The sequence below is a fragment of the Pedococcus bigeumensis genome (assembly GCF_006438965.1).
In the GTDB taxonomy this organism is placed as follows: domain Bacteria; phylum Actinomycetota; class Actinomycetes; order Actinomycetales; family Dermatophilaceae; genus Pedococcus; species Pedococcus bigeumensis_A.
The window spans coordinates 210723-224032 of sequence record NZ_RCZM01000005.1 but is presented as its reverse complement, the minus strand read 5'-3'; the positions used below and the strand labels follow the sequence as shown (position 1 = coordinate 224032).

The following is a 13310-nucleotide window of genomic DNA, read 5'->3' as shown; positions in this document are numbered from 1 at the left end:
ACCGCACTGTGGATCCGTCACACTCCTACACGGAAGGATCCATCATGAAGCGCACCACGATCACCCTGGCCGCCCTATTGGCCGCTCTTGTCCCGGCAGCGGTCGGGCTGTGGGGCAACGCCTCGTTCTCCCAGGCGGTGCCCGTCCGTGTGCCTGCCAGTGCGCAGGTGGTCACGCCCACCAGCCCGGCGACCACCACGGACGACCATGGCGGCGACACGCCCCGCGACCAGCGCACCGAGCCCGGTGACGACCGCGACGACCGGTCGGCGACCTCGACGAGGACCGCCACCCCGAGCGGAACCAGCACGACCGAGGCCGGCGACGACCACGGCGGCGACACCCCACGCGACCAGCGCACCGAGCCCGGCGACGACCGCGACTCCGGCTCCGGCGGCGCAGGCTCGGGTTCGGACGACAGCTCAGGTTCGGGCTCGGGTTCGGGTTCGGATGACAGCTCAACCAGCAGCGGTTCGGGCCACTCGGGTTCGGACGACTCGGGTTCCGGCAGCTCGGGACACTCCGGCTCCGACGACAGCGGGTCCGACGACCACGGCGGCCACGGAAGCGACGACTGAATGGACCACAGCACCACCCCGGTCGCCTCGACGCAGCCCCTGAGCGTCGAGGCGGCTGAGGCTGCTCCTTGGGTGACGGTCTCGCGTCGACGGGAGACGGCGGCAGCGCAGGCGCCGGTCAACCCGCGGCGGGTGCTCATTCAGGTCGGCGCCGGCCTCGCCGTGGTGCTGCTGGTGGTTGGACTCCTCGGTTCGTGGGCCGCCCAGCGCCTCGCCGAGCGCGAAGCGGTGACCGATGCCGCGACGATCGCCGACGTCCTGGCCGAGGCGGTGATCACCCCATCCCTGACCGATGGGCTGGCCGACGGCGACCCCGCCGCGGTGGCGGCGATGGATGCCGTGGTCCGCGAGCGGGTCCTCGGGGCTCGGATCACCAGGGTGAAGCTGTGGTCGCCCACGGGTCAGGTCCTCTACGCCGACGAGCCCCAGCTGGTGGGCCGGACGTTCCCCCTCAGCGACAACCAGCGCCTCGCGATCTCCCAGCCCCAGACCAAGGCGGAGGTGTCCGAGCTCGACTCGTCGGAGAACGAGTTCGAGACCGGTGGGCGAGCGCTCGAGGTCTACCGCCCGGTGTGGACCCCGAGCGGCCGCGAGCTGCTCTTCGAGACGTACTCCCCGTACGACTCGGTCAGGGAGCGCAGCGGTCAGCTGTGGCGCGGCTTCGCCGGTGTCACGGTCAGCAGCCTGCTGATGCTCGTCGTCCTGACAGCGCCCATCCTGTGGCGCCTGTTGCGCCGGCTCGGCGAGGCCCAGCGCCAGCGCGAGCGCCTGCTCGAACGCACGGTGGAGGCCTCCGACGCCGAGCGCCGGCGGATAGCGGCAACCCTCCACGACGGTCCCGTCCAGGAGCTGGTGGCCTCGGCCTTCGTTGCTGCAGGGTCGGCGGCCAAGGCGGAGTCGTCGGGGCAGCCACGGATGGCGGACGACCTGCGCGGGCTGGCTGCCTCGGTGCGCGGCAACATCCGCACGCTGCGGAGCCTGCTCGTCGACATCTACCCCCCGAGCCTGGCCAGCTCCGGGCTCGCCACCGCGCTCGCGGACCTCGCGCAGACGGGTGCGTCGCGCGGGCTCACGGTGCACCTCGACGTGGCCGACGCGGACGACCTCGGGCTGGGGCAGGACGAGGAGCGTCTCGTCTACCGCGTGGCCCAGGAGTGCCTGCGCAACAGTGCCACCCACGCCGCCCCGTGCACCGCGACGATCCGGCTCGCCCGCGAGGACGACCGGGTCGTCCTCGACGTCCTCGACGACGGCCCGGGTTTCGACACCGCACGGCTCGATGACCCGGAGGGCGGCCACTTCGGCCTGCGGGTGCTGGCCGACCTCGCGAGCGACGCAGGTGCCGACCTCCAGGTCGCCTCCCGGCCCGGCTCCGGCACCCACTGGCGGCTCGCCGTCGAGCCGGGCGGCACGGCGTGATCCGGGTGCTCGTGGTGGACGACCACGCCATGGTGCGCACCGGCCTCGCTGCTCTGCTCGAGGCCAGCGACGACGTCACGGTGGTGGGTCAGGCGGGCGATGGTCGCGAGGCGCGCACCGTCGCGGTCGAGACCCGGCCGGACGTCGTGCTCATGGACCTGTCGATGCCGGTGATGGACGGCGCCGAAGCCACCCGTGAGCTGCTGGCCGCCGTGCCCGACGCCAAGGTGGTCATCCTCACCTCCTTCTCCGACCGCCGCCGCGTCAGCGAGGCGCTCGAGGCGGGCGCGGTCGGCTACCAGCTCAAGGACTGCGAACCCGCCGAGCTGCTCGGCGCCGTGCGGGCAGCAGCCGCCGGCCATGTGCCCCTCGACCCCCGAGTGGCCAGAGTGCTCCTGCCGGCACAGGCGGGGCGACCGGCCGACGGGCTGAGTCCTCGCGAGCAGCAGGTGCTGCGGCTGGTCGCCGACGGGCTGGCCAACAAGCAGATCGGCCGGGCGCTGGGCATCACCGAACGCACCGTCAAGGCACACCTGGGCAAGGTCTTCCGCCAGATCGGTGTGGTCGACCGGACGAGCGCCGCCCTGTGGGCCCGCGACCATCTCGACACGGACGCCTGAACGGCCGAGCAGCGCCGGGCGTACGCGGAATGCTGCCGAGCAGCACCAGCCGCACCGCCGAGCAGCACCAGCCGCACCGGCGATGGTCCAGACTGTGGCGCTGTGCCCCGTGACCCCGCCCGAGCAGGCCACCGCCGGCTGCGCCGGGTAGCGCTGCTGGGCGCCGTTGCCGCGCTGACGGTCGTCGTGGCGGCGGTGGGCGACGCGCTCTGGGTCGTGCACCGCATGCCGACGGTCGCGGTGGCCGCTCCTGGTTCGGGGGAGGGGACGAGCTACCTCCTCCTCGCCTCCGACTCCCGCGAGCGGCTCACGACGGCCGACCGGGCGCGGTACCGCGACGGCAACCAACCATCCGGCGAGCGCGCCGACCTGGTGCTGGTGCTGAGGGTGCCGGTGGACGGGCGGCCCAGTGTCTACTCGCTCCCGCGCGACCTCTACGTCGGTCAGCAGCGGGACCGGCCGCACCGGCTCGGCCTCTCCCTCCAGGACGGCCCCCAGGCGATCGTCGACAGCCTCTGCAGCGATGTCGGCGTGGGGGTCGACCACGTCCTCATCGCAGACATGGATGCCCTCGTCGGGCTCGTCGACAGCACCGGACCGGTCACCGTGCGGACCGCGGCTCCCGTCCGGGACCGCTGGGCCGCCCTGTCGCTCGAGCAGCCGGGACTGCACCGTCTCCACGGTCGGCAGGCCTTGGCCTGGGTGCGGTCCCGCCATCCCGAGGTGCTCGTGGACGGTCGATGGGTGCCCGATGCCACGTCCGACCCGACGCGCACGAGTCATGCCGTCGAGGTGCTGACCCAGGTGCGGGCGCATCTCGACGACCCCATGTCGGTGCAGCGCGGGGCGTGGGAGGTCGGCCCGCGGCTGCGCCGCGACCGTGGCCTCGGTGCCGCCGAGCTCCTTCGCCTCGGCGACGCGCTCGGTGCGGCCACGCGGGCGAACCGCCTCGTGTCGGTGCCGGCCCGACTCAGCGGCACGGAGGTGCCGTTCGCCTTTGTCACCCCCGAGACCAGGCAGGCCCTCCAGCCCCTGCGCAGCCGGTCGTGCCCTGCCCCCGGCTGACACGATCTGGTCTCAATGGTCCCGAAATCGGGCAGACGCACCCGGATGGGTGGTCTGGCCGATACCTTCTCGCGCGAGGGGTTCGATCCATCCACACTTTGCGAGGTATCTCAGTGCGCTCTGCCCATGTCCGCATGTCCGTGGCCGTTGTGGCCCTGTCCCTGGGTGGTGCGGTCCTCGTGGCCGGCGCGGCCCAGGCGGTACCGGCCACCACCATCGTCGTGCAGAACGAGGACGGCGTGGTCTTTGCCGACCAGCCGCTGCAGGTGTCCGGCACCTGCGCGCCCGGCGCCACCACCGCCGTCGTCGCGTTCGAGCAGGATGGCGACACGGTCGCAGAGAAGTCCGTCGACCTTGCCAACGACGGTGCCTGGAGCACCAGCCTCGACATCTCCGACGCCGTCGACGACGTCGCCACGGCGAGCGTCGACTGCTTCGCCTACGGCTCGGTCGACCCGATCGGCAGCGCGTCCGAGGAGGTCTTCGTCTTCCCCACCGACATCAAGGTCTTCGAAGTCACCGTCTCCCCGTCCAAGGTTCGCATCGGCGCGCCGTTCACCATCAGCGGCCTCTGCCCGGCCGGCACGACGGTCGCCTCGGTGGCGGCCGGTGGCGAGGACGACGATGACCCGTTCCTGTCCAAGACCGTGACGCCGGCCGCCAGCGGTGCGGTCAGCTACACCTCCAAGATCCCGACCAAGGGTGTCAAGCCGGGTCCGGCCATCGCCGTCATCGCCTGTGGCGTCGACGCCGGTACGGCCTTCGGCATGGAGACCCTTGTCGCGGCCGCCCCCACGGCGTTCGGCCTGGGCGAGTTCACGATCCTGGCCGCTCCCGCGGCCGCTGCGGTCCCGGCCGTGCAGGATCCGACCCTGGCCAACACGGGCTCGGACAACGCGCCTCTGGTGGCGCTCGGTGCCGGCCTGCTGGTGCTCGGGGTGGGCGCCCACCGGGCCCGCCGCGTCCTGCGCTGACCAACGAGCGTCCTGCGCTGACCAACGACAGGTATGCCGCGTGGCCGAGCCGGCCACGCGGCATACCTCGCGCGTGGGGCCTGTCCGCCTGCTGGCCTAGGCTCGCCCCGTGACCGACGGACTCTTCATCGCCTTCGAGGGCGGCGACGGCGCGGGCAAGTCCACCCAGGTGGCCCTGCTCCGCGAGGCCTTCGAGACCGCTGGGCGCACGGTGACGATCACCCGTCAGCCCGGTGGCACCGACCTCGGCCGGGAGATCCGCGACCTGGTGCTGCACGGTGCGCACGTGGCGCCACGGGCCGAGGCGCTGCTGTTCGCTGCCGACAAGGCGCACCACGTCGACCAGCTGATCCGGCCCGCACTCGATCGTGGCGAGGTGGTGCTGACCGACCGCTACACGGACTCGGCCGTCGCCTACCAAGGAGCGGGCCGTGACCTCGGTGCCCAGGAGATCCACGACCTCAACATGTGGGCGGTCGACGACCTGGTGCCCGACCTGACCGTCGTCGTCGACGTGTCGGCGCAGGAGGGCCGCCGCCGACGCGGCGACGTCCACGACCGGCTCGAGGCCGAGGAGGACACCTTCCACGACGCGATCCGCGCGCACTACCTGGCGATGGCCCAGGGCAACCCGCAGCGCTACATCGTGGTGGACGGCACGCACGCACCTGACGAGATCCACGCGCAGGTGCTCGAGCGGCTGCGCGCCATGGGGGCCCTGCCGTGACCGTGTGGCGCGACGTCATCGGCCAGGACACGGCTGTCGCCACCCTGCAGCGGGCGGTCACCGACACCACCGCGATGACCCATGCCTGGTTGCTCACCGGACCGCCCGGGTCAGGGCGATCGGTGGCGGCGCGCGCCTTCGCCGCCGCGCTGGAGTGCCCGCAGCACGGCTGCGGCGAGTGCCGCGAGTGCCGCACGGCCGTGGACGGCACCCACGCAGACGTGGATGTCATTGCCACTGAAGGACTTTCGATCAAGGTCGAGCAGGCTCGCGAGCTGGCTGCGATGTCGGCCCTGCGGCCGTCGGTGGGTCCGTGGCGGGTCATCATCATCGAGGATGCCGACCGCCTGACCGAGCGTGCCGCCGACGCGCTGCTCAAGGCCATCGAGGAGCCGGTGGCCCGCACCGTGTGGATCCTCTGCGCCCCGTCGCTGGAGGACGTCGTCATCACCATCCGGTCGCGCTCGCGGCACGTCCGGCTTCGCACGCCCCCCGCCGAGGCGGTGGCCGAGCTGCTCAACCGCCGCGACGGGGTCGAGATGCCGATGGCGATGTATGCCGCGCGGGCGGCCCAGAGCCACGTGGGCCTCGCCCGGCGGCTGGCCCGCGACGAGGGTGCCCGGATCCGGCGCCGCGACGTGATCAGCCTGGCTGGCCGGATCCACGGGGTCGGTGACGCGATCGGTGCCGCCGCAGACCTCGCCTCGATCGCCGACGAGGAGTCCACGGCGGCCGCCTCCGAGCGTGACTCCGCGGAGCGACAGCGGCTCATGGAGGTGCTGGGGGCGGACCCGTCGGCGCGCACCCAGCCGCCGCACATCCGCAGCCAGCTCTCGGGGCTGGAGAAGGACCAGAAGGCCCGGGCCACGCGGCACTCGCGCGACGTCCTCGACCGGTCGCTCGTCGACCTGCTGTCGGTCTACCGTGACGCGCTCATCCTGCACAGTGGCGCGGCCCTCGGACTGGTCAACCAGGACAGCCTGCCCATCGTGCAGGGGGTGGCCCGGTCGATGAGTGCCGAGCAGCTGCTCCTGGCGATGGATGCCATCGGCACGGCTCGGGAACGGATCGGTCTCAACGTCGCGCCGCTGCTGGCGCTGGAGGCGATGGCGATCTCACTTCGCGTGCCGCGGTGAGCCGTCGCCAGCAGGCCGGGATACCGTCGAGCGCATGACGGTGAAGGGACGAGTACTGGTGGCCGCTGCCGCCGCGCTGGCAGTCAGCCTGTCCGGCTGTTCCCTGCTGACCGGCGATTCTGAGCAAGCCGCGACCCCGCTGCCGAGCACGGAGCGCACGCCACCGCCAGGGGCCGAGGGCCTCGCGAAGTTCTACGGCCAGACGTTGGACTGGAAGAGCTGTGCGGGCGGGGAGTGCGCCGGTCTGTCGGTCCCGATGGACTACGCCAAGCCCGACGGCGAGGCGATCACCATCCAGCTGCTGCGGGTGCGCGCGTCGAAGAAGTCGCAGCGACTGGGCTCGCTGGTCGTGAACCCGGGCGGCCCCGGCGCCTCGGGGATCGACTACGCCCGGGCGGCCGACTTCATCGTGGGCAAACCGGTGCGCCAACGCTTCGACGTCGTCGGCTTCGACCCGCGGGGGGTGCAGCGCTCGAGCCCGGTCGACTGCCTCTCCGACGAGGAGATGGACGGCTTCCTCGCCCAGGACCCGACGCCCGATGACGCCACCGAGGTGGCCAAGTACCTCGGGTCGATGAAGGTGCTCGGCGAGGGCTGCCTCCAGCGCACCGGCCCCCTCCTGGGCCACATCTCCACCATCGACACGGCCAAGGACATGGACATCCTCCGGTCCGCCCTCGGGGACGCCAAGCTCAACTACCTCGGCAAGTCCTACGGCACCCAGCTCGGGGCGGTCTATGCAGGGCTGTTCCCGAAGCTGGTCGGACGCTTCGTCCTCGACGGCGTCCTCCCGCCCGACCTGAGCGCCGAGGAGGGTGCCGTGGGCCAGGCCGAGGGCTTCGAGCGTGCGGCGCACGCCTGGGCCAAGGACTGCGTCGCCAGCGGCGACTGCCCGATCGGTGACTCCGAGTCTCAGGTGATGTCGGGGCTCGGCGACCTGCTCAAGCGGCTCGACGTGACTCCCGTGCCGATGCGCGACGGGCGTGAGTCCGAGCTCACGGAGGGCTGGGCGACCCTTGGCGTCGCGCAGGCGATGTACGACCAGGGCTCGTGGGGTGCGCTCACCGACGCGATCCGCGAGGTCGTCACCAAGGACACCGGCACCCAGCTGATGCAGATCGCCGACCAGTACGCCCGGCGCGACCCCTCCGGCAGGTACACCGACAACCTGCTCGAGGCGTTCTACGCGATCAGCTGCCTCGACACCCCCGGCCGCCCCGACGCGAAGTTCTACGAGGACATCGTCGCCAAGGCCAGCGTGAAGGCGCCCGTCTTCGGCCCGGCGCTGGCGTGGGGCGCGGCCACGTGCAGCAGCTGGCCGGTGAAGGAGGGGCCGGGCCCGCGCAAGATCAGCGCCGAGGGCAGCGGACCGATCGTGGTCATCGGCACCACGCGCGACCCGGCGACGCCCTACGAGTGGGCGGTGCGCGAGCGTGACCAGCTCGCCAACGCGCGGCTGCTGACCTTCGACGGTGACGGCCACACCGCCTACACGCGGTCCAACAAGTGCATCGACAACGCGGTCAACGACTACTACACGAGCGGCAAGGTCCCGGCGGACAACACCAAGTGCTGACCGGTATGCCGCGTGGTCGCCGTCGCGACCAGGCTGCTGTGCCTGGCCGGCTGAGAGAGGCGAGCACGCGGCATACCGAGCTGTTGGTCAGCGGAAGGCGTAGACCACGGTGACGGTCACGCCGACGTTCGTGCTGCCGGCCTGGATCGGGACGGGCGAGGAGTCCGCTGCCTTGGCGGCGGCCCGCATGTCGTAGTTGACCGGGGGCGGGTCGGCGACGGTCTCGGTGATGCTAACGACGGCGCCGAGGTCGCGGCCGGAGGCCTTGGCGTACTGCTCCGCCTTGGTCTTGGCGTTCGCCACGGCCTGGTCGCGGGCGGCGGTGAGGAGCTTGCCGTTGTCCTCCAGGTCGAGGCTGACCCCGTTGACCTGCACCGCATTTCCGCCCGCGTTGACTGCGGCGGAGATGGCGTTGCCCGCCTTGCCGAGGTTGCGGAGGGTGGCGGTGACGCCCTCGCTCACGGTGTAGCCCTTGATGACCGGGGAAGCGTTGGTGGGGTAGGAGTACTCGGGTTGGACCTGCAGGTTGGAGGTCTGGATGTCCTTGGCCGCGACGCCGTTCCTGGTGAGCGAGGACTGGACGCGTGAGGTGAGCGAGTTGGCGGCGTCGAGCGCCTTGTCGACGGTGGCGCCGCGGGTCTGGACACTGAGGTCCAGGCGCAGGGTGTCGGGCTTGCCCGCGACCTGGGCGGTGCCGGTCACGGTGATGCCGGGGCTGCTGCCGGGGCTGCCCGGGGTGCCGGGGCTGGTGGTGCTGGGGAACGAGACGAGGGGCGCGGCGGAGGCTTCGCGTCCGGAGTGGGAGCCGACCCAGAAGGCGCCTCCCAGCAACGCTGCGGTCGTCAGGGCGACCGCTCCACGGGACATCGGCTGGGTGCTCATGGCGATGGGACGCCATGCCGGCTGTCAGGGTTCCGCAGAGGCCCGCCGAGGGGCGTCGCGGCCGGTTCGGAAATCTGAGGGGTCATCCGTATACTCATCGTCCGTGCCTTCGGGCACCTGCCTCCTTAGCTCAGTCGGCCAGAGCGATTCACTCGTAATGAATAGGTCATCGGTTCGATTCCGATAGGAGGCTCCACCCCAGCAGCGCCCTCGACTCCGGTCGGGGGCGTTGCTGCTGGTTGGCGCGCTCTGGGCACTCAGGACTCCGCGACCGTCAGGAGGGGTAGGCCTCGATGGCCTGCCTCGCCCGGGCGAGGAACGACTCCTCGCCCAGCGTGTTCACCTTGAAGAACATCGCCTGGCTGCCGCCCGCGCTCACCGCTGACAGGCACATCCTGTCGCCCACCGCGAGGATGCTGATGCACAGGCTCACCCGGTTGCCGCCGAAGGCGCTGTAGCGCTCGTAGGCGCGCACGACCATGCGGGCGTCGCCGATGCTGTGGTCGGTGCCGGCCTCGTACTTCGCCGTGATGCTTCCCTGAGGGATCGCCTGATCCAGATAGGTGACCAGGCTGTCGACATCACCAGTCAGCTCGCGTTGGTAGTGCGCCATGGGCCCAACCTAGGGTCCGGAACGCCGCCACACGTCGGAACGCAGGAGGTCCGAAGCTGACACCGGGCGGAGCGCAGGGGCCCGAAGCCGTCAGGCCGAGTCCAGGGCGTCCGCCTCGTGGCTCTCCAGGCTGAGCAGGATGTCGATGAGGCAGCGGACCGGCTCTTCGCGCGCGAAGGCTGGGTCGGCCAAGCCGGCGATGATGTACTCCGCCACGCGGACCAGCTTGGTGTTGTGCTGGTTGGAGTAGGTGCGCAGCATCTCGAACGCCGCGTCCTCCCCGATCCCGAAGCTGAGCATGAGCGCGCCCTTGGCCTGCTCGATCGCCGCGCGATGCTCGGTGGAGGCCAGCACCGCCTCTGCGGCGCCCTCCCGCATCGTCTGGGTGATGTCGACGATGAATCCCGAGAGCTGCTTGACCTCACCGCCTGCGTCTTCGCTCTGCCCCACGAGGACGAGGCGCCGCGTCCGTCCGTCGGGGGCGACGAGGCGGTACTCGAGTGAGAAGGGGCTGGCCCGACGAACGACCTCCTCGAACCGCTGCCGGACCACCGGTCGGTCTTCCTCCACGACGCGATCCAACATCAGCTCGGTCGTCGGATCCTGGCCGGGTGGGATGGCGTACAGCTCACGAAGACCGGCCGAACAGGTCCACCGGTCTGCGATGGCGTCGTACTCGAAGAACAGCGCAGGTTCGTCCGTCAAGGACGCGAGAAATGACATCAGACCCTCCATCGCAAGAGACCGCCGCGGGACCAGCAACCACGTGTTCAGAGAGGCCACTTCTTGACCTTCGACAAAGATGATACGAACGGCCGGACGCACGTCAAGTCCCCTCCGGGAAAATCTTGGCATCGCCGGTTCCGCTCCAGTTCCCGGTTCACAACACCGGTCCCGATGGCCCCGTGAGCCCCACCGCGAGGAACCGTGTTTGCGGTCGAAGCAGGCGGGTAGGGGGTCTGAGATCGTGCAGGCTGCGTCTGGGTACCGCCGTGCCCACGACTGCACGTCCGGCACACACTGTTCCGTCGCATCGAGAGAGGTCGCCATGCCGAAGAAGAGCACCAAGAGTCGTGCGACGGGAGCCGCCAAGGGGGAAGGCAAGAGCCCGTCTCCCGTGACGGGGCAGCCGGCCAAGCAGCCCGATCCCATCGTCGGCTCCGGCGGGGAGCACCACCAGCCGGTGCAGGGTGGCCAGGTCCTCACGTCCGCGCAGGGCGCGCCCCTGTCGGACGACCAGAACAGCCTGCGTGCCGGTGAACGTGGCCCGACCTTGCTCGAAGACTTCGCCATGCGCGAGAAGATCTTCCACTTCGACCACGAGCGCATCCCCGAGCGGGTGGTGCACGCCCGCGGCTACGGCGCCCACGGCACCTTCGAGACCACCGCCGACCTGTCCGCGGTCACGAGGGCGGCCATCTTCGCCAAGCCCGGCGCCAAGACCGAGGCGTTCGTCCGGTTCTCCACCGTTGCGGGCGCCAAGGGGTCCTTCGACCTAGCACGCGACGTGCGCGGCTTCGCGGTGAAGCTGTACACGACGGAGGGCAACTGGGACATCGTCGGCAACAACATCCCGGTGTTCTTCATCCAGGACGCCATCAAGTTCCCCGACCTGGTGCACGCGGTCAAGGAGGCTCCCGACCGCGCGTTCCCCCAGGCACAGTCGGCGCACGACAGCTTCTGGGACTTCGTGTCCTTCACGCCCGAGGCGATCCACATGACCCTCTGGCAGATGTCGGACCGGGCCATCCCGCGGTCCTTCCGCTTCATGGAGGGGTTCGGGGTCCACACGTTCCGTTTCGTCAACGCCGACGGGGTGTCGAGCTTCGTCAAGTTCCACTGGCGGCCGCTGCAGGGTCTGCAGTCGGTGCTGTGGAACGAGGCCGTCAAGATCAACGGTGCGGACCCTGACTTCCATCGTCGTGACCTGTGGGCCGCCATCACCAGTGGAGACCTGCCCCAGTGGGACCTCGCGGTGCAGGTGTTCGACGAGTCGTTCGCCGAGGAGTTCGACTTCGACGTGCTGGATGCGACCAAGCTCATCCCGGAAGAGCTGGTGCCGCTGCAGGTCGTCGGACGGCTGACCCTGGACCGGGTCGTGGACAACGACTTCGCCGAGACCGAGCAGGTTGCCTTCGGCACGGGCAACGTCCCGCCGGGCATCGACTTCTCCGACGACCCCCTGCTCCAAGGGCGCAACTTCTCCTACCTCGACACCCAGCTGTCCCGGCTCGGCACCACCAACTTCACCCAGCTGCCGATCAACGCACCTCGTTGCCCGGTGGCACACTTCCAGCGCGACGGGCAGATGCAGACGGAGGTGCCGACCGGTCGGATCAACTACGAGCCCAACGGCTTTGGCGGAGCCGAGCGCGGGCCGCGGGCGGACCCGTCAGCGGGCTTCCAGAGCTACCAGGAGCCGGTGGACGGTGCCAAGGTGCGCGCGCGTTCGGCCACCTTTGCCGACCACTACAGCCAAGCCCGGCAGTTCTACATCAGCCAGACCCCGGTTGAGCAGGACCACATCGTGAAGGCGTACACCTTCGAGCTCAGCAAGTGCGAGATCCCGCAGGTGCGGACGCGCATGCTCGCCCACCTTCTCAACGTGCACGAGGACCTGGCGACTGGCGTCGCAGCCGGACTGGGTATGCCGTTGCCCGAGGCGGCCGCCGCAGCCATGCCGACACGCACCGACCTGCCGCCTTCGGACGCACTCAGCATCCTCAAGAAGGGGCCGGGCAGCTTCGCGGGTCGCAAGCTGGGCGTGCTCCTCACGGACGGCTCCGATGCCGCCGTGCTCCAGGCTGTGCGAGAGGCGCTCAGCGAGATGGGCGCCGTCCTCGAGACCGTCGCGCCCGTCGTGGGTGGAGTCACGCTCAGTGACGGGTCCGTGCTGATGGCCGACCAGATGATCGACGGAGCCCCGTCGGTGCTGTACGACGCCGTGCTGCTCCTACCGGGCGCCAAAGCCGTTCCGGAGCTGGCTGCGCGAAGCACGGCCAAGGACTTCGTCTCGGACGCCTTCGCCCATCACAAGTTCATTGGGCACAACGCCGCGTCACGCTCGCTGCTCGAGGCGGCAGGGGTGGGCGACCTTCTCGATGCCGGGTGCGTCAAGGTCACCAGGTCGACGGCGACGGCGTTCGTGAAGAAGTGCGGCGCGCTGCGGTTCTGGGAGCGCGGCGTCCAGCCCTGACGGGAGCACTGACGGGCGCCGTCGTCGATCAGCGTCCGGCGACGCGTTCGCGGTGCCTGCCCTCGGCGATGTAGGCAAGGCGCCGCAGCGCCTCGGCATTGCGGGGGCCGATGGCGAGCTGGCGTAGTGGTCGTGGCAGCAGGGTGCCCGGCCCCGCCACGGCGTCCTCGGCCATGGCCACCGTGCACGACAGGTCGCTGCCCGGCGTGACCGTGAGGACCACCTTGGCCTCACCCACTGGCCAACCTCGCGCCTTGAGAACGAGCTCGGTCGGCTCGGTGCAGCGGACGACGTGGGTCGTGTCGCTGAGGACGGTCGGCCACACCCCGACGGAGTGGTGGATGCGCGCCCCCTCCGCCGGCCACTCGTGGTCGACGTCCCTGACGCGCGAGGCGCCCACGACCCACGTGGCGTAGAACCATCCGTCGGCAAGGACGTCCCAGACGGCTTGTGCGGGCGCCTCGATGTCGCGGGTCACGGTGATGACGCCAGTGCTCGGGTGGTGCATGGTCAGGTTCTCTCTC

General features: G+C 70.7%; 13 protein-coding genes and 1 tRNA gene. 10 read left to right on the top strand and 4 right to left on the bottom strand.

Translation table 11 applies throughout. The features are described from left to right. Nucleotides 1-44: 44 nt before the first annotated feature. From EAH86_RS20480 to EAH86_RS15175, 8 genes are all read left to right on the top strand, one after another. Complete coding sequence (locus tag EAH86_RS20480) at nucleotides 45-578, top strand: hypothetical protein (protein WP_170212808.1); 534 nt, start codon at nucleotides 45-47, stop codon at nucleotides 576-578. After that, nucleotides 579-1997, top strand: coding sequence for a sensor histidine kinase (locus EAH86_RS15205; RefSeq protein WP_140742238.1), 1419 nt, complete (start codon nucleotides 579-581; stop codon nucleotides 1995-1997). Next, nucleotides 1994-2617 (top strand): response regulator, encoded by a 624-nt coding sequence (locus tag EAH86_RS15200; protein WP_140742236.1) that lies wholly within the window; start codon nucleotides 1994-1996, stop codon nucleotides 2615-2617. Before EAH86_RS15205 ends, EAH86_RS15200 begins: the two co-directional genes overlap by 4 nt. Before the next feature lie 102 nt (nucleotides 2618-2719). Beyond that, on the top strand, nucleotides 2720-3682 hold the full coding sequence (locus EAH86_RS15195; protein WP_140742234.1) for an LCP family protein: 963 nt from the start codon (nucleotides 2720-2722) through the stop codon (nucleotides 3680-3682). A gap of 134 nt (nucleotides 3683-3816) precedes the next feature. Next, nucleotides 3817-4656 carry a hypothetical protein gene (locus EAH86_RS15190; protein WP_140742232.1) on the top strand — a complete coding sequence of 280 codons (840 nt, stop codon included), beginning with the start codon at nucleotides 3817-3819 and terminating at the stop codon, nucleotides 4654-4656. Nucleotides 4657-4765: 109 nt separating this feature from the next. Next, complete coding sequence (gene tmk / locus EAH86_RS15185; RefSeq protein WP_140742230.1) at nucleotides 4766-5383, top strand: dTMP kinase; 618 nt, start codon at nucleotides 4766-4768, stop codon at nucleotides 5381-5383. Continuing rightward, a complete protein-coding gene (locus EAH86_RS15180; RefSeq protein WP_140742228.1) occupies nucleotides 5380-6519 on the top strand; it encodes a DNA polymerase III subunit delta' in 1140 nt (379 codons plus the stop codon). Before tmk ends, EAH86_RS15180 begins: the two co-directional genes overlap by 4 nt. Before the next feature lie 34 nt (nucleotides 6520-6553). Next, nucleotides 6554-8095, top strand: coding sequence for an alpha/beta hydrolase (locus EAH86_RS15175; RefSeq protein ID WP_140742227.1), 1542 nt, complete (start codon nucleotides 6554-6556; stop codon nucleotides 8093-8095). Nucleotides 8096-8182: 87 nt separating this feature from the next. On the opposite strand, the gene EAH86_RS15170 is transcribed toward EAH86_RS15175, so the two are convergent. Further along, on the bottom strand, nucleotides 8183-8977 hold the full coding sequence (locus EAH86_RS15170) for an SIMPL domain-containing protein (protein WP_140742225.1): 795 nt from the start codon (nucleotides 8975-8977) through the stop codon (nucleotides 8183-8185). A gap of 119 nt (nucleotides 8978-9096) precedes the next feature. Here EAH86_RS15170 and EAH86_RS15165 point away from each other — a divergent pair. Continuing rightward, nucleotides 9097-9173: transfer RNA gene (locus tag EAH86_RS15165), tRNA-Thr, on the top strand. 78 nt (nucleotides 9174-9251) lie between these two features. Here the strand turns inward: EAH86_RS15165 and EAH86_RS15160 are convergent. Next, nucleotides 9252-9590 carry a DUF6054 family protein gene (locus tag EAH86_RS15160; protein ID WP_140742223.1) on the bottom strand — a complete coding sequence of 113 codons (339 nt, stop codon included), beginning with the start codon at nucleotides 9588-9590 and terminating at the stop codon, nucleotides 9252-9254. A gap of 90 nt (nucleotides 9591-9680) precedes the next feature. Further along, nucleotides 9681-10313 (bottom strand): ANTAR domain-containing protein, encoded by a 633-nt coding sequence (locus EAH86_RS20295; RefSeq protein WP_161988670.1) that lies wholly within the window; start codon nucleotides 10311-10313, stop codon nucleotides 9681-9683. Between the two features lie 325 nt (nucleotides 10314-10638). Here EAH86_RS20295 and EAH86_RS15150 point away from each other — a divergent pair, with 325 nt between their 5' ends. Beyond that, complete coding sequence (locus EAH86_RS15150; RefSeq protein WP_140742219.1) at nucleotides 10639-12786, top strand: catalase; 2148 nt, start codon at nucleotides 10639-10641, stop codon at nucleotides 12784-12786. 28 nt (nucleotides 12787-12814) lie between these two features. Here EAH86_RS15150 and EAH86_RS15145 read toward each other — a convergent pair whose 3' ends face one another. Further along, nucleotides 12815-13294 carry an SRPBCC family protein gene (locus EAH86_RS15145; protein ID WP_194150785.1) on the bottom strand — a complete coding sequence of 160 codons (480 nt, stop codon included), beginning with the start codon at nucleotides 13292-13294 and terminating at the stop codon, nucleotides 12815-12817. Nucleotides 13295-13310 lie beyond the last annotated feature (16 nt).